This is a genomic window from Mesorhizobium sp. W016 (assembly GCF_054719485.1).
In genome coordinates this window covers 2,775,693-2,791,956 of record NZ_JBTTIF010000002.1, presented here as the reverse complement: position 1 = coordinate 2,791,956, position 16,264 = coordinate 2,775,693, and the positions used below count along the sequence as shown (strand labels likewise).

Below are 16,264 nucleotides of genomic sequence, written 5' to 3'. Positions count from 1 at the left end.
ACCCCGCGTTCTTACCTCAGTAAATGTCTAGGCTCCTCCCGGTCCTCCCTGTTAGGCGGCAATCTCCGCGCTGATGTTTTCCGCCAGCAGGGCCCTGAAGCGCGAAGGCGACATGCCTTTCTGGGTCAGGAACTGGCGGTTGAAATTCGAGATGTTGTTGTAGCCGGCGGCGTAGCAGATCTCGGTGATCGGCATGTCGGCCTCACTCATCAGCAGCTGGCAGGCAAGGTTGATGCGCAGCCGGTTGACATACTGCACCAGGGCCATGCCGGTATGGCGGCGGAAGCTGCGCGAAAACGCGCTCGGGCTGCGGCCGGCGATCGCCGCCAGATCGCTTTCGCTGAACGGCTCGGTCAGGTTGGCGTTGATATAGGCAAGCGCCTTGTTGACGCCGGCCGACATGAAGCCTGAGGGATCCGGCAGATAGCTGGCGCTGGTCAGCGTCCGCACATCGGCGGCGCGGCTCAGAATGTCGATGAGCTCCATGAACAAAGCGATGCGGCGAACGCCTTGCGCCTCGACCAGTTCGGCCAGCACAGGTGCGGCGAGCTTGGCGGTAGCGGTGGAGAACAGCGCGCCGCGGCGGCTGAGCTCGAGAATGTTTTCACAACCGGCAAGTTCCGGCAACGCGGCGGTGGCGTCGGCAATGAACTCTTGCGAGAACTGCACGACGCGGCCGCGCAGCGGCACGCTGGCGCCTGCCGGCACGTCGCTGACCCAGTTGTGCGGCAGGTTCGGGCCGGTGAGCACGAGATTGCCGGGCTCGAACTCGCCGATGAAGTCACCGACGAAATAATGGCCCGTGGTGGCGACGACGTGATGGATTTCGTATTCGGGATGGAAGTGCCAGCGCACCGTGTGGAAGGGGTAGCCGTGGGCCCAGGCCTTGAACGACTCGCCGCGTCTGATCTGGACGACTTCCAAGTCCGGATTCATGTCAGTTCCTCCCGGCGCCGGTCCGGTCATGCGACCAGTTGCAGTGCCATCTCCCGCAGGCCGCGTTTGCCGCTCTCTGCAGTGATCGAAGCTTAGGCGGCAATTCATGCAGCCGCCACCACGGTGTGTCCACCTCACTGATACTTTTTTGACGTTTTTGTGGTCAAGGCGATACGTTTGCGAGTACGCGGGAGAGATCAGGCCCCGCTTGCGAGACGGTGACGACGCAAACGATGTCGCCGGCGGCGAGAGCTGGTCGCTCGATTTCGGCTCCGTCACAGTGATAATATGCAAAGGGAGCGGATCGGCATGACAAGGACGTTCACCTACTCCGGCAGCCCTGCGCATATTGTCTTCGGCAATGGCGCGTCGTCCGAGGTGGGCACCTGGATCGAAAAGCTCGGCTGCAAGCGCGCGCTGGTGCTGTCGACGCCGCATCGGGCTGCCGACGGCGAGGCGCTTGCCAAGTCCCTCGGCGCGCTGGCGGCCGGCATCTTTTCGGGCGCCGCCATGCACACGCCGGTCGAGGTAACCCAAACGGCAATGGCCAAGGCAACCGAGGTCAAGGCTGACTGCGTTGTCGCGCTTGGCGGCGGCTCTACCACCGGTCTCGGCAAGGCGATCGCCTGGCGCACCGACCTGCCGCAGATCGTCATCCCGACCACCTATGCCGGCTCGGAGGTGACGCCGATCCTCGGTCAGACCGAGAACGGCGAAAAAACCGCAATGGGTGACGCAAGGATCCTGCCGGAAGTGGTGATCTACGATCCAGAGCTGACCGTCGGCCTGCCGATAGCGATGAGCGTCGCGTCAGGACTCAACGCCATGGCGCACTCGGCCGAAGCGCTTTACGCGCAGGATCGCAATCCGATTTCCACCCTGATGGCGAAAGAAGGATTGCGCGCCATGAAGACTGCGCTGCCGGTGTTGACCAAGGAGCCTGGAAATATCGATGCACGCGGCGATGCGCTTTACGGCGCCTGGCTGTGCGGTACGGTGCTCGGCGCCGTCGGCATGGCGCTGCATCACAAGATCTGTCACACGCTGGGCGGCTCTTTCGACATGCCGCATGCCGAGACGCATGCGGTGATGTTGCCGCACACGATCGGCTTCAACGCCGTCGCGGTGCCCGACTTGTTGAAGCCGGTCGCCGACTTGTTTGGCGGCAGCGCCGGTAGCGGTCTCCAGGATTTCGCCAAGGCGGTCGGCGCGCCCCTTACATTGAAAGAACTCGGCCTCATGCAGGCCGATCTCGACCGCGCCGCTGAGATTGCGACCAGGAACCCATACTGGAATCCGCGGCCTTTCGACCGCGCCGCAATCCGCGCCCTGTTGCAGGACGCGTGGGAGGGAAGGCGTCCGCAAAACTGACTGCAACAGCAAGGAACTTACCCGCCGCGAATTCATCAGGAAGACCGCCATGAGTGGCACCGCCTGATCGGCGCAGGCCGCTCACGCTTTTGTGCGCGTGAAAAACTGCGCGGCTCGAAAAGCCCATTGACATCAACCGTATTTTCGACGCAAACGTTATATTGTTACTGTTATACAGTTACACAGCCCGCCTCTCCGGCGACATACCTTTCAGACTGCAAGGAGACCACGGATGCGTCGCATTCCCTTTCTCGCCGCGCTGCTCGTCGCGGTGCCGCTTTTGACCGGCACGGCTGCCCGCGCCGAAGACAAGCTGACCATCGTGGCGGCCGAGAATTTCTATGGCGACCTTGCCCGCCAGATCGGCGGCAGCAACGTCGCCGTCACCAGCATCCTGGCCAATCCCGATGACGATCCGCATCTGTTCGAGACCAGCCCGTCGACGGCGCGCACCATCGCCGACGCCAAGATCGTCATCTACAACGGCGCCGACTACGATCCGTGGATGGACAAGCTGCTGTTGGCCTCGACAGCCAAGGATCGCACGACCATCGTCGCCGCCGACCTGATCGGCAAGAAGTCGGGCGACAACCCGCATCTGTGGTACGACCCGGCGACGCTGCCGGCCATCGCCAAGGCGCTGAGCGCCGATCTTGCCAAACGCGATCCGGCCAATGCAGCGCATTACGAGGCCAATCTCAAGGCATTCCAGACCTCGCTCGAGGCCATTGACAAGGAAATCGCCGACGTCAAGAACACCTATGCCGGCACCGAGGTGACGGCTACCGAGCCGGTCTTCGGCTACATGGCGGAAGCGCTCGGCCTGAAAATGCTGAACTACGATTTCCAGGTGGCTTTGATGAACGATGCGGAGCCGAGCGCCACGCAGGTGGCGGCGTTCGAAAACAGCCTGAAGGACGGCTCGGCCAAGATCCTGTTCTACAATTCGCAGGTGACCGACGAGGCAACGACAAGGCTGCTCGACATCGCCAGGCAGAATAAGGTCACTGTCATCGGCGTCACCGAGACGGAACCGGCGGGCCAGACGATCCAGACCTGGTTCCGCGGCCAGATCGACGCGGTCCAGAAGGCGCTCGCCGCCCGCACACAATGAACGTGACTGCGAATGAATGTGACTAAATGAACGCAATCGAATTCGACAGGGTCACGCTGACCTATGGGGGACGCCGGGTTTTATCCGACGTCTCCTTTTCTCTACCGCAAGGCGCCTTTGTCGGCCTGCTCGGCGCCAATGGCGCCGGCAAGACGACGATGCTGCGCGCCATTCTCGGCCTGATCAAACCGGCCGGCGGCGCCATTTCGGTGCTTGGCAAATCGCCGACGCGCGGCAACGCCGACATCGGCTATATGCCGCAGGCGCGGCGCGCGCTTGGCGATGTCGGCGTCAGCGGCCTCGACTTCGTGCTGAGTGCCGCCGGCGGGCATCGCTGGGGCTGGCCCGTCGCATCGGCTGCCGAGAAGGAGGCGGCGTGCAAGGCACTTGAAGAGGTGGGCGCCGGCAGCCTCGCGCGCCGTCCCTTGGGCGAGCTTTCCGGTGGCGAGCGCCAGCGCATCCTGATCGCGCAATCGTTGATCGGCAATCCGCAACTGCTTTTGCTCGACGAGCCGCTGATCAGCCTCGATGCGGGCCATCAGCGCGCGATCATCGACCTGGTGCACGACATCGGCGAGCGGCTCGGCATTGCCGTGCTGTTCTGCTCGCACGAGATCAACCCGCTGCTGCGCGCCGTCGACCGCGTGCTCTATCTCGGCAACCGCAAGGCGGCGATCGGTTCCGTCGACGAGGTCATCAGCGGTCCGGTGCTGTCGAAACTCTATGGCACGCATATCAATGTGGTGCGGGTTGCCGGCCGCATCTTCGTCATGGCCGACGATGTCGAACTGGAGAGCGGGGCGCATGTCCACGATCTTTGACTATGAATTCATGCGCAACGCCTTCTATGCCTGCACCATTGTCGGCATCGTTTCGGGCGCGGTCGGCTATTTCCTCGTGCTCCGGGGCCAGACCTTCGCCGGCCATGCGCTCTCCCATGTCGGCTTTCCCGGGGCCACCGGCGCCGGCCTGATCGGGCTGTCGCCGTTTCTCGGCCTCACCGTGTTCACCGTCGCCGCCGGCATCGGCATCGGCCTGCTCGGCGAACGCGCGCATCGCGACGTCGCCATCGGCATCGTTTTGACGCTGTCGCTCGGCCTGGGCTTGCTGTTTCTGCATTTCTACACCGCCTTCGCCTCCCAGGCGACCAACGTGCTGTTCGGCAATGTGCTGGGCATCAGCCTGCGCACCGTCATCGTGCTTGCGGTCCTGGCAGTGGCGATCCTCGCAGCTCTTGTGCTGATCGCGCGCCCGCTGCTGTTCGCCAGCCTGCAGCCGGAACTCGCCGAAGCGCGCGGCGTGCCGCTCACTCTTGTCTCGACCCTGTTCATGGTGCTGGTCGCCGTCGCCACGTCCGAGGCGGTGCAGATCGTCGGCGTGCTGCTCGTCTTCGCGCTGATGGTGGCGCCTGCAGCCACCGCGCTCAGGCTTACCAGCGGCGTCGGAGCCGGCGTGCTGGCGTCCATCGCGCTTGCCGTGATCATCGCCTGGATCAGCCTGACGCTCGCCTTCCTGACCGACTGGCCGACGAGCTTCTGGATCACGGCGCTGGGCGCGGCGGCCTATGTCGTCAGCGGCATGGTCCGGCGCCCGTCGGTCCGAGAGACTCAGAGCGCCGACGCCGGCCCCTGAGGCTTGCCCTCCGGCGGGTCGATCGAGCCGGCTGGAGTGCAAAACTGACGTGAGGGAAATACACCCAAAAAAAGTCAGGTTTACAAACCGGCTCCTGAAACGTTTCAGCCGCGAAAGACAAATTCATCCAATCGCCTAGATCGCGACCTCTGTCGCGCCAAAGGGCCGCTCCGGAGCGGCCGGAACACCCGGAAAACCGCCATTTCAAGCGCATTTTGTAGCGGCGAATGGCGTCCGCGCGGCCGGTTGGAAGCTGGCCGGGAGGTGCAAAGGCGACCCCCCGCGGCCATTGCGGGCGGCGTTGACAGACCGCGGTGCTGCATGCGTATAGCAAGCCATGGGTCACGCCATGGCCGTGGCGGTTGAGACGGGGCTGGGGGGTTTCGTAACAACAGCACTGACGGCCCGGCGCCGGACGGGCGGCATGCACTCTCGAAGTGCGCCGCTCGCTCTTGGCTGACGCGCCGGCGACCCGGCAGCAGTCCTGGCCTGCGTTATCTCGACCAGGCTCCGCAGAACGCCATCGTCTCAGCTTTTCGATCCGCATCGGTTCGAAGCGAACGAGGTGACGCCCTCTTAACCGATATTCGCTTCGCTACGTCCCCCTCCCCCTGCTGGGCGAGGGGGACGCTGGCGATGAACCGCGCCGGCCGATGTGTATCGGCACCGATCAGGAACTGCCGACGACGCGATCAAGCAAGCCTGACGACGAGCCGATCAGGCGACCCTGGCGACGTCGATCAAGCAAGCTTGACGACGAAGTGCTTGGTTACCGGCTCGATGATCTGCCAGGTGCCCTTGAAATCGGCTTCGACCACGAACGCATCGCCCGGACCGACCTCGACCGGCGTGCCGCCATCGGGCGTGATGATGATGCGGCCGGCGATCATGTGCACGAACTCATAGTCGGTGTAGGTGGCGTGATAAGTGCCGGGCGAGGCCCGCCAGGTGCCCGACAGCACCTTGCCGTCGGCGGTGGTGTGCTGCACGGCGGTCTGCATGGTCGGCCGGCCCGCGACAACGATCCAGCCCGGCAAGTCGCCGCCCTCGGCATGCTCGACGGCGCCGAATTTGAGAATGGTGGTGTTGGTCATGAAGGGCTCCGTTTGAATTGCATGGCTGCCGGTTGGATAGCCGATGCGTGTGACGGGGGCAACGCAAGGGCCGACCCCGGATGTCGGAGATTTGGCGAAGGAGGCGGTGGCCGCGCGTGGAGCGCCTGCCTTCACTTGCAGGATTGGGCCGAGTCCGGTCGAACCGACCCCCTCTGGCCTGCCGGCCATCTCCCCCTCAAGGGGGGAGATCAGCGGCGTCGCCTCCTCCAATGTTGCACTGCGTTAGATTTGTTGCATTGCGATATCGACCCATAGGGCGGAGTCTTGGTCCGACTGTCAACGGTTGCAGCGACGTGTCCCGTTGGGCGCAAAGCTGCCGCACGTATGATCCCGGCGCGATCGTTACTCGCCGAGGCGGGGTCATGCACCAGCACGAGGTGGCAAATCGTGTCAGCATCGTTCCGGCCCGATATCGAAGGACTGCGTGCCTTGGCGGTGGCAGGCGTGATCGCCTTTCATTTCGGCTTCACCGGCCTGCCCGGCGGCTTCACCGGCGTCGACATCTTCTTCGTCATCTCGGGCTATCTGATCACAAAACACCTGCTTGCCGAAATCACCGAGACCGGGCGGCTCAACCTGTGGCGCTTCTATGCCAGGCGCGCTCGGCGGCTGTTGCCGGCGTCGCTGTTCGTCATCCTCGCCACACTGGTGGCCGGCGCCTTCATCCTGTCGCCGGAGGAACAATCGCTCTATTCCAAAGGCGCCATGTTCGCCTCGGCCTACATGATCAATCTGTGGCTGATCCGCTGGTCGTTCGATTATTTCGCCGCCGATGCGGCCAGCAACCCGTTTGTCCATTTCTGGTCGCTGTCGGTGGAGGAGCAGTTCTATGTCGCCTGGCCGGCGCTGCTTGTGCTGGCGGCATGGCTGCGCCCCGGCAAGCGCGGCGCGATCCTGGTGATCGGCATTGCCGGCCTCGTCTCGTTCGCCGTCTGCGCGTGGGTCACCACGGTCTCACAGCCCTGGGCCTTCTACTTCTCGCCGCTGCGCGTCTGGGAGTTCGCCGCCGGCGGGCTGGCCAGCATGGTGCCGCAACAAGTCTGGCAAAACCGCCCGCGGCTCGCCGCGCCGCTGGCGTGGCTCGGCCTGGCGCTGATCGCCGGCGCCTATCTCTCCTTCAGCGAGGAAGCCCCCTTCCCCGGCTTCCTCGCCCTGGTGCCGGTGGCCGGCACAGTGCTGTTGCTGCTCGCCGGTTCAGCGCATGCGCAGCAAGGGCAGAGCGCTGAGAAAAGCCCGAGCGCGGCACTGGCGCTGCCGCCCCTGCAATGGGTCGGCAAACTCTCCTACTCGCTCTATCTCTGGCACTGGCCGGTGATCGTCTATGCCACGATGGTGGTGCCCGAGCTGTCGCCGCTCGGACGCCTCGCCTGCCTGGCGCTCACTTTGGCGCTGTCGGTCTTCACCTATCATGTCATCGAGAACCCGATCCGTCGCAATGGCTGGCTGATGGCCAGTGCGGCGCGGGCGCTGGTGCCGGCCGTCCTCCTGACCGGCACCAGCGTCGCAGCCGCATATGCCAATGCCAGGCTGGCCGTCCACGATCTGGACCCTGAGCAGCGCAGCATTGCCGCCAGCGCCGCGCAGCCTTCCACGGCGCGCGCGGCCGGCTGTATTCTTTCCTTTGAGACGGTGACGCCGAAGGCCTGCGTGTTCGGCAACAAGGACGCCCCGCGCTCGATTGCGCTGTTCGGCGATTTGCATGCCGACCACTGGTCGACGCCGCTGATCGAGGCGGCGGCCAAGAACAACTATCGCCTCGTCACCTATCTCAAATCGTCCTGCCGTGCCTCGCGGGTGACGACCTGGAACTGGCGGCTGAAGCGCGACTACACCGAATGCGACCAGTGGCGGGAGCAATCGGTCAAGGACATTATCGCGTTGCACCCGCACATGGTGGTGATCTCGGAATTTTCGATCGGCAATGTGATGAAGGAATCGCCCGAGGAACTGAAGCACGCCGATGGGAACGAGGAGTGGAAGACCGGCCTGCGCTGGACGCTGGCGGCATTCAGCCGGGCCGGGATCAAGGTCGCGGTAATCCGGGACGTTCCCTACAATGGAAGCTATGCCGACAAATGCGTGGCGCGGGCGCTGTGGCGCGGGCAGGTGCCTGAAGTCTGCGACACGCCGAGGGACGCGGCGGCGAACGACGACATCGCCGCGGCCGAGCGCGACGTCGTGCGCAGCGTGCCCGGCGCCACCTATGTCGACCTGACCAGCCAGTTCTGCGACGCCCAAACCTGCCACGTGTTCATCAACGGCCAACTCGCCTTCCGCGACCGGCACCACCTGGCGACGCCATTTGCTGAATCACTGGAGCCGCTCTTGGAGAAGGCGGTGTTTTAGGGGGCGGCGAGGTAGGGGGACCTGACGGCTGACCGCTCAGTTGATGCGAGCTATGCCACAAACACATCCTCTCGATGGTGAGCGAGGTAAGCCTGCTGCGGCGGGGTGAAGGTGCTAGTGCGCCAGACGGCGGGGGCTTCGGCAAAGCCGAAACTCTGCATCACCAATTGCTCGAAACCGAGCCGCCGCAAATCAGTCTTGTCGACGCGCTGGGATATGAGGACCTGCCCGCTATCTTCAAAACTGATGAAGCCACGGTCAAAGAAGTGGTCGGCATCAGGCGTGAGGAGCAGCTCGTTCATGCCGTCCAAGCGCTCCTGCGCGGAAGCGCATAGGCGCCAAGGCTTGATGTGGCTTGCAATCAGCAACGAGGGATTGGTGACCCCTGTGAGTCGGCACGAGCGCTCCATGGCTTCGACATTGGAACGAAATTTACCTTGGCCGCGACGAGCTTGAATGACGCTCGTCTTTACAGTGTCCTCGAGTTGGAGGTCGTCTCGGATACGGCGCTCAACGACGTCCTCTAAAATTTCATTGACGACTTCGAAAGTGAGACTGTTTGCACCACCACGCCTCAGAGCTTCGCGGTCGAAAGCTGTACCCGCGACAATGGTGTGAAACACCTCGTGCGATACGCTCGCGAGATAGGCGTTTTGACGGCCTGATCCGGAGTTTGGGTCAATGGGCGAGTATCGGGGAGGCAGAAGCGGACCCAATTCGCCAATTATGTCCGACGGGCGCACCGTCGGCAGGAGCGGCGCCCAATACACCGGGAGAAGCCAACCTTCCTCGTTCCAATTGGCTCCAGTGTTCTTGAACTCCGGTGGTTTCGGTGCTGTGAATGCAAACTCCGCTACCCGACCAATATAGCGCACGGCTTGACCGAAAAAAGACAACACGAGGTCACCAGGTGTCGCCCGACGCATATTTTTGTAGAACTCGCTGCGTGCCCCATTCTTCTGAGTTTTGGGCGACCAGAGATATTGCCCGTCGATCTCTTGGCGGGCGGTCTGACTGTGATTTACCCACCAGAATTGCGACATCGTTTTGGTTTTAATAGTTGCCGTCGGTTGGATAAGCTCTATTCGAGACCTGTCTCGCCTTCAAGCAGGGAGCCGACCTTATTGCCAGGTGCGACAGGCGGCGTAACTGCATCTTTCGGCGAGACACCAAGAAGAGCGTAGGGCGACGATAGTCGCCGCCCCCACCCCGCTTGCAAATCGCCCCCCAAATGCCATCTACATCACAGGCGCACCGCGGGTGCGCGGCATCCACGGAGCATTCACTTGACGCAGCGAAGCGGCAGTGCGGACTTGCCGCTGCATGGCGGGCGGGTTCCGAAATGGCTGGGCGATCGTATGACGCGGCTGGGTGCGGTGTTGTGCGAGGCGATCATCCATCACTATGGCCGCGACGAGCTGTTGCGGCGGCTGGCGCATCCGTTCTGGTTCCAGTCCTTCGGCGCCGTCATGGGCATGGACTGGCACTCCTCAGGCATCACCACCTCGGTCGTCGGCGCGCTGAAGCGCGGGCTGAACCCGATGTCGCGGGAGCTCGGCATCCATGTCTGCGGCGGGCGCGGCGCGCATTCGCGCAAGACGCCGCAGGAGCTGATGGCGATCGGCGAGCGCGTCGGCATCGATGGTGCGGCGCTTGCCACCGCCAGCCGCTTGGTCGCCAAGGTGGACAGTGCGGCCGTGCAGGACGGTTTCGACCTCTATCTGCACGGCTTCATCGTCACCGACGACAGCCGCTGGGTGGTGGTGCAGCAAGGCATGAACGGCGACAGCCGCCAGGCGCGGCGCTATCACTGGCTGTCGGAAGGGCTGACAAGCTTCGTCGACCAGCCGCATGCGGCGATCGAGGGCGAGCGGCAGGGCGAGATCGTCAACCTGACCGACCATCTCGCCGCGCCGTCACGTAGCGGCCAGATCGACCTGTTGAAGACCATGAGCCCGGAACGGATCCTCGACGAGCTTGCCGTGCTGGAGCCGCCGCCGAAAGCAGCGCCTGCGAAACCGGCGGCGCAGCCGATGCTGCCCAATCTGGTGATGCCGGCGCATCACGACGTGCGCGAGAGCGACATCGTCATGCACCGGCTGCACGGCAACATTTCCGCCGCCATCGAAAGCGGGCCGGCCGATTTTCCCGAGCTGCTGCTGGTGCCCGGCGTCGGCGCGCGCACGGTGCGGGCGCTGGCCATGGTGGCGGAAGTGGTGCATGGCGCGCCCTGCCGCTTCTCCGATCCGGCGCGCTTCTCGCTCGCCCATGGCGGCAAGGACCGCCACCCCTTCCCGGTGCCGCTGAAAGTCTATGACGAGACGATCGCGGTGCTGAAATCGGCCGTCGGCAAGGCCAAGCTCGGCCGCGAGGAAGAGCTCGGCGCGCTGCAGCGGCTGGATGGCGAAGCGCGGCGGCTGGAGCGCTACGTCACCGGGCCAAGCCTTAAGGAGATCGTCGCCGGCGAGTTCGACCAGTCGCATCTGCTTGGAGGGCGCAGTGTGTTCGGGTGGGAGGGGGCGGCGGAAAGCGACGACGGTTCAGACAGGGGCCGCCAGTAGCTGCCTGTCCATCATGCAGAGATAGTGCGCGGCCCATAGAAACACGTGCTCGGCTTGTTTTGATAATGCTTGCAAAGACCCATTTCTCAAGTGATGCTCTGCCAGGCGAGGCTCGGCATGAAGACATTCGCATGGACGTTGGTTTTCGTGCTGCTGGCGATTGGCGGCGCGATCGCCCAAACGACGCCTGAGCCTGCCATACTGGCATATACACCGCCGATGCACTTCGTCGTTGTACGCAACAGCACGCCAGGATGCGAGCCGACATGCCCGGAATGGATTTCGGCGGAAGGTCACATCGTGGCCGGCACGCCAGCTTTGCTGAAGGCTTTGCTGAAAAAACTCGGCCCCCGCAAATTGCCTTTGGCGTTAAATTCCCCGGGCGGCGAGACCGATGCGGCGATGGCGCTTGGCCATATGATCCGCGCCAGCGGGCTCGACACGATGGTTGGCAAGACGGAGTTCTCCGAATGCGCGCCAGACACAAAAGCCTGCGGGCCGGGCGACCTCCGCTTCGGCGTCGCCAACCCCGTCGGCGCAGTCTGTTCGTCAGCTTGTACGATGGTTCTTGCGGGCGGCGTACGGCGCCTGGCAGACAGCCGCGCCTTTGTCGGCATTCACCGGATCATGCTGCCGGCCGCCAAGAAAATCCACGGCAAGAAGACCATCGTCCTCGTTCCGATACCCAAATGGTATGAACGCAAGGTCGACAGCTATTTCACCGAGATGAAAGCAGGTTCGTGGATCGTATCGGCCATGCAAAAAATACCCGACGACAGCATACGATACCTCGTGACATACGAACTTTTGGACCTGAATCTGATAACCGAAACCGGTCACGGCGACACGCGCACCTCCATCGATATCTGCAAGACCACGCCGCCGGCGGGCAACTGCCGAACGGTCAGGCAATAGGAATAGCGGGCCACGTAGGTCGTCGAAGCGCCTGTTTCTCAACAGCAACCCTTCACTTTACGCTGCGCCCTTCAACAGGTCTTCCGGCCGGCCCTCGATGAGCGCAGCAATATAGCTTTCCAGGCTGGTCGTGCCGCGCTCCGGGTTTTCCGGCTGCATCGGCTTGTCCAGCGTGGCCCCGGTCATGCGGGCATAGGACTCGGCCGCCGCTTTGGAGAAGCCTAGTTTTTCGTAGGTTTCTGTCCAGCGCTCCCGCGGCACCGTGACCACGCGCAAGTTTTTGCGCAACGCCGCACTGAAGGCTGCGGCGACATCGGCGGCGGAGTAGCGCCGAGGACCCTCGATATAGTGCGTGCCGGTCTTGTCCGCCGGCTCCAGCAGACGTCTCGCCGCAGCCTCGCCGAGATCCTGCGGCGCCACCATCGGCAGCTCGAAATCCGCCGGGAAGAAGGAGGTGATGACGCCGTCGCGCCGCGCCGTCTCCAGGGCCTGATCCCAGTTGCTCATGTAATAGGCGGCGCGGTTGATGCTTGCCGGAATGGCCTGGGCCTTCAGCTTCTGCTCGAGGCCGTAAAGGACGGTGAGATCGCCGACACCCTCGCCGGCCTGCGCGCCATAGGTCGATTCCGCTACCACTTTTTCGAGGCCGGACCCCTCCAGCGCCGCCGCAATGGCGCCAACCGTCTTGCGCTCCTCGGCGTCGGTGTCGGTCGATGGATCGGCCGGCGGGTTGAGCAGAAACGCCCGCTTGCCGCGCCGCAAGACTTCACGCAGCGCCTCGACATCGAGCACATCGGCAACCGCGGCCTCCGCGCCCTGTTCAACCAACCATGCGGCCTTCGACTCGTCGCGCGTCACCACCGTGACATCCTCGCCCTGCCGCAACAGCGCCATTGCCGCCGCCGAGCCGACATGGCCGGTACCTCCAAGAATGACATGCATGGTCTCGTCCTTCCCTTGCTGATTCATGCCGGATTAATGGCTGGGGCGGCGAAGGGTTCAAAAATCGGGGGACGATGCTGACAGGAGGTGACGCTGACTTTCCTCGCAATGCACGGCGCAGGGGTCGTTCGCATCTTGCAAAATTATGGAACGAGGTCGTGTCCAGCGAGTTATATTAGCGCAACCTTGAATAGGAGGCAGCTATGAGAAAGCTCCTGCTTGCTTCGGCTATCGCTATCACTGCGGCGGCGGCGATGATCGCTCCGGCGAATGCCGGCGGGCGCGTCGTGATCGGCATCGGCAACGGCTACTATGACGATGACTACAATGACAGCTATGGCGACTATTACGATCGCTACGCTCCTCGCCCTTACTACCAGTATAATGCCTACGATAACGGCTTCAGGTACCACAGGTATCACAGGCACCATCGCCATTGCCGCATAGAGTTGGTCAAGCATTGGCGCCATCATCACAGGATCGTCGAGGAAATTCGCGTTTGCGAACGGTGATCCGATAGGGTGAAACCGGTTCGGCCGGCATCTGCCGGCCGGCCGCTTCACTACGCGGCTGCCGGCCTTATCGCGGCTTCCGCATCATCATCCCGTAATCAACGGCCAAAAGGTCGAGCCCGACCTTCAACAGCTTCACCACCACATCTCGTCCCTCGCCGGTGCGTTCGGCGAGCGCCTTCACCGACTGGCCTTCGAGGCAGATTTTGCGAACCACCTCCGCCACTTCCCAGTGGGCCATGGCGGCGATGGCATGGGTGTGGGCGCGGCCGGCGTTGAGCACGCGGTCGGGGATGCCGCCATTGATGCGGCCGCCGTCAATGCGCTCTTCCCACGGCATCGGCCGCAGCCCGTCACGCGAGGCGCGCTCAAAATCGTCGCGAAACCGTTGGCCGGCCTCGCGTTGCTGGCGCGTCAGTGAGGTGATGCCGACCAGCGGATCGACATTGCGCACCCGCACGATGCCGCCGGTCGCGGTGTAGCCGTCATTGGAGACCTCGTAGACGCGCCGCGCCTCTTCGGTGCCGACGCTCAGCCGCTTGCGGCCGAAGCGATCGTCCTTCAGCGCGAAATCATGGCCGATCTCGCGGCGGATGCGCACCTGCTCGGCTTCGCCTATGGGGAGTTTCGGTGGCTGCCGTTTCTGCGCGGTTTTTTTGCTCATCGGGGGATCCTTGTGGGATTGGGTTGTTGAGCCGGAAGGTTGGCGTTCCTTCGCGCCCCCCTCTGCCCTGCCGGGCATCTCCCCCACGAGGGGGGAGATCGGATGTCGCGTCGGCTTTCGCCAATCACCACCGCCGTTGGAAAGGCAGTGCGGGCGAGCTGCCGATCTCCCCCCGCGTGGGGGAGATGTCCGGCAGGACAGAGGGGGCGCTGTCCCGCCGGCTTTCGATCATTGGTGGGGTCGTCCGGAGGCGAGGAACGGAGCCCAGCCGCTCACACCACCTCGCTCACCGGTCGGTGGAAGCGCGCCTGGTGGTATTCGCAGTAGCTTTTCAGCGCCCTTGTGCGCAGGCCGCAGCACAGCATCTCGAGCCCCGGCCGACTGCCGGGAGCATCGTTGTCGGGGTCTTCCTCCAGCGTCAGGTCGAGCGGCGCGCGGCAGCGGTCGAACAGGCAGTCGATGAAGCGCATGGCGGCGACATGCGGCTGACGCCCGAGCGAGGCAGGGCGCGGCGCCGGCACATTGAAGCGGTAGATTTCGCCGTCCACCACCAGCCGTCCTTCGCCCGGGATCGAGGGCGCCGGACGGGCTGGCAACAGAGGCCTGGCCGGCGTGTGTCTGGCTTGCCTGGCGACCGGTGTGGCCGGTGCGGCCGGCTTCGAAACTTCAGGCCGCCTTACCGGCTTGCTCGGCTGAGGCGCCGTCGCATTCTTCCTCGGTCGGCCGCCGGACCTGCCGCCTCTGGGGTTGGCGAAGCCGATGGTCTTCAACGCGCTGTTGCGGTGGACGATGCCGATGATGGCGTTGCGCGAGACCGGACTGCCGCGCAGCGCCGTGAAGCGGACGGCGATCCCTGTGGCCGACAGGCCATCCCTCAGCCAGACGGCGATCTCCTGCAATTCGGTCTCGGTATAGGCAGTCATGTCGGTATCCATTGATTGCGCGCGCAAAGGCGGAGCGCCGGCCCGAGGGCCTACGGGAAAAAATCAGAGCGGATGGTCGGTGCGGTCAGCCGATACTGGCGGCCGGCAGCGAGCCGGCGAGATGCCGCAAGGCGGCTTCGGCGGCCGCTTTGGTGAGGGCGGAAACCGCCCTGCCCCGTCAGCCGGTCGAACAGGATGACGGTGCCATCTTCCGTGCGGATGCAGGAAATACCCTGCCCGCCGGAGACAGCCCTTGGCGCACCGGCGGCGCCATGGGCTGAAGAGGTGGCCGGAGCCGGGAGAGGAGCGGCTCCGGCCGTTCCGGTCGATCGGGGGGACGACGGTTCGACCGGATCCGGGGCAGAAGCCCCGGTTTGCGTCCGGACCGGGGAGGAGGACAGCCCGGACGATGGGAGAAAGCTGAGGATGTCTGCGGAAACGCTTGCGATTTGTTCGATCATGCGCTAAGCGTACGATATGTACGAAACGTACGCAAGCGAAATCGTACATATTGGACGATAAATTTCAGGCAATTTGTACGATGCAGGAACCGAGGCACAGATTGCAGCAGGCGCGGGCGGAGGCGGGCTATGCCTCGCCGAGCGACGCTGCGCGGGCATTGCGCGACATCAACAAGAACACGCTGATCAGTCACGAGAACGGCAACCGGCCGCTGTCGCGCAAGGCGGCGGAGAAATACGGCCGCCTGTTCGGCGTCGATCCCGGCTGGCTCTTGTTCAACGGTGACGGCGGCAGCCTTGCGGGGGGCCATTTCGGCTTTGACGAGTCGGGCCGGCAGATCCCGATGCCGTCGCTGGCCACCGTCGATGTGCCCATCGTCTCATGGATCAGCGCCGGCGAACTCGGCAGCCAGGACATGGTGGTCAATCTCAGCGACTATCCGACCATCCCCACCACCGATCTGGAGCAGGGCCAATGGATTGCTCTGCGCGTCGACGGCCCGTCGATGAACAAGATCTCGCCACCGGATTCGATCATCTTCGTCAACCTCAGGGACAAGCGGCTGGTGACCAATGGCTGCTACGTCATTTCGGACGAATCCGGCCAGGCCACCTACAAGCGTTACCGCCCCAACGAGAACCCGCCCTTCCAGCCGGCCTCCTACATGGACATCCCGCCGCCGGCGCTCGAAGGCGCCATCACCATCATCGGCCGGGTGAAGCGCTCGATGATCGATATGTGAGGGAGAAGGCGGTGAGGCGCAATCTCCCC

15 protein-coding genes are annotated in these 16,264 nt (G+C 63.9%); 9 read left to right on the top strand and 6 right to left on the bottom strand.

Annotated features, from left to right (window positions below):
• Positions 1 to 51: 51 nt before the first annotated feature.
• Entirely contained in the window at positions 52 to 936 is an 885-nt protein-coding gene (locus tag ACYG9V_RS13920; RefSeq protein ID WP_023672497.1) for an AraC family transcriptional regulator, read from the bottom strand.
• A gap of 309 nt (positions 937 to 1,245) precedes the next feature.
• On the opposite strand from ACYG9V_RS13920, the gene ACYG9V_RS13915 reads away from it, so the two are divergent.
• The 4 genes from ACYG9V_RS13915 (at position 1,246) to ACYG9V_RS13900 (ending at position 5,053) form a co-directional block, all read left to right on the top strand.
• Positions 1,246 to 2,307, top strand: coding sequence for a maleylacetate reductase (locus tag ACYG9V_RS13915; RefSeq protein ID WP_352764396.1), 1,062 nt, complete (start codon positions 1,246 to 1,248; stop codon positions 2,305 to 2,307).
• Positions 2,308 to 2,539: 232 nt separating this feature from the next.
• Complete coding sequence (locus tag ACYG9V_RS13910) at positions 2,540 to 3,421, top strand: metal ABC transporter solute-binding protein, Zn/Mn family (protein ID WP_352764394.1); 882 nt, start codon at positions 2,540 to 2,542, stop codon at positions 3,419 to 3,421.
• Between the two features lie 26 nt (positions 3,422 to 3,447).
• Entirely contained in the window at positions 3,448 to 4,242 is a 795-nt protein-coding gene (locus ACYG9V_RS13905) for a metal ABC transporter ATP-binding protein (protein WP_352764392.1), read from the top strand.
• Positions 4,226 to 5,053 carry a metal ABC transporter permease gene (locus ACYG9V_RS13900; protein WP_352759518.1) on the top strand — a complete coding sequence of 276 codons (828 nt, stop codon included), beginning with the start codon at positions 4,226 to 4,228 and terminating at the stop codon, positions 5,051 to 5,053. Before ACYG9V_RS13905 ends, ACYG9V_RS13900 begins: the two co-directional genes overlap by 17 nt.
• 740 nt (positions 5,054 to 5,793) lie before the next feature.
• On the opposite strand, the gene ACYG9V_RS13895 is transcribed toward ACYG9V_RS13900, so the two are convergent.
• Complete coding sequence (locus ACYG9V_RS13895; RefSeq protein ID WP_023821253.1) at positions 5,794 to 6,147, bottom strand: cupin domain-containing protein; 354 nt, start codon at positions 6,145 to 6,147, stop codon at positions 5,794 to 5,796.
• Positions 6,148 to 6,555: 408 nt separating this feature from the next.
• Here ACYG9V_RS13895 and ACYG9V_RS13890 point away from each other — a divergent pair, with 408 nt between their 5' ends.
• A complete protein-coding gene (locus tag ACYG9V_RS13890) occupies positions 6,556 to 8,514 on the top strand; it encodes an acyltransferase family protein (protein WP_460221958.1) in 1,959 nt (652 codons plus the stop codon).
• Positions 8,515 to 8,564: 50 nt separating this feature from the next.
• Here the strand turns inward: ACYG9V_RS13890 and ACYG9V_RS13885 are convergent, their stop codons facing one another.
• Positions 8,565 to 9,557, bottom strand: a complete 993-nt coding sequence (locus tag ACYG9V_RS13885; RefSeq protein WP_352764389.1) for an HNH endonuclease — start codon at positions 9,555 to 9,557, stop codon at positions 8,565 to 8,567.
• Positions 9,558 to 9,800: 243 nt separating this feature from the next.
• On the opposite strand from ACYG9V_RS13885, the gene ACYG9V_RS13880 reads away from it, so the two are divergent.
• Both ACYG9V_RS13880 and ACYG9V_RS13875 read left to right on the top strand, forming a co-directional pair.
• Positions 9,801 to 11,075: a DUF763 domain-containing protein gene (locus tag ACYG9V_RS13880; protein ID WP_352764386.1), complete on the top strand. Its 1,275-nt coding sequence runs from the start codon at positions 9,801 to 9,803 to the stop codon at positions 11,073 to 11,075.
• 147 nt (positions 11,076 to 11,222) lie between these two features.
• Complete coding sequence (locus tag ACYG9V_RS13875) at positions 11,223 to 11,990, top strand: COG3904 family protein (RefSeq protein WP_155923295.1); 768 nt, start codon at positions 11,223 to 11,225, stop codon at positions 11,988 to 11,990.
• A 57-nt stretch (positions 11,991 to 12,047) separates the two neighbouring features.
• On the opposite strand, the gene ACYG9V_RS13870 is transcribed toward ACYG9V_RS13875, so the two are convergent.
• Positions 12,048 to 12,932 carry an NmrA family NAD(P)-binding protein gene (locus tag ACYG9V_RS13870; protein WP_352764384.1) on the bottom strand — a complete coding sequence of 295 codons (885 nt, stop codon included), beginning with the start codon at positions 12,930 to 12,932 and terminating at the stop codon, positions 12,048 to 12,050.
• 203 nt (positions 12,933 to 13,135) lie between these two features.
• Here ACYG9V_RS13870 and ACYG9V_RS13865 point away from each other — a divergent pair, with 203 nt between their 5' ends.
• The gene (locus ACYG9V_RS13865; RefSeq protein WP_023672486.1) at positions 13,136 to 13,444 is read left to right on the top strand and encodes a hypothetical protein; all 309 of its coding nucleotides are present in this window, start codon (positions 13,136 to 13,138) and stop codon (positions 13,442 to 13,444) included.
• A 67-nt stretch (positions 13,445 to 13,511) separates the two neighbouring features.
• On the opposite strand, the gene ACYG9V_RS13860 is transcribed toward ACYG9V_RS13865, so the two are convergent.
• Positions 13,512 to 14,108, bottom strand: coding sequence for a DUF6456 domain-containing protein (locus ACYG9V_RS13860; RefSeq protein WP_352764383.1), 597 nt, complete (start codon positions 14,106 to 14,108; stop codon positions 13,512 to 13,514).
• A 272-nt stretch (positions 14,109 to 14,380) separates the two neighbouring features.
• Positions 14,381 to 15,031, bottom strand: a complete 651-nt coding sequence (locus ACYG9V_RS13855; RefSeq protein ID WP_352764381.1) for a GcrA cell cycle regulator — start codon at positions 15,029 to 15,031, stop codon at positions 14,381 to 14,383.
• Positions 15,032 to 15,572: 541 nt separating this feature from the next.
• On the opposite strand from ACYG9V_RS13855, the gene ACYG9V_RS13850 reads away from it, so the two are divergent.
• Entirely contained in the window at positions 15,573 to 16,235 is a 663-nt protein-coding gene (locus ACYG9V_RS13850; RefSeq protein ID WP_023672482.1) for a LexA family transcriptional regulator, read from the top strand.
• The last annotated feature ends 29 nt before the right edge of the window (positions 16,236 to 16,264 follow it).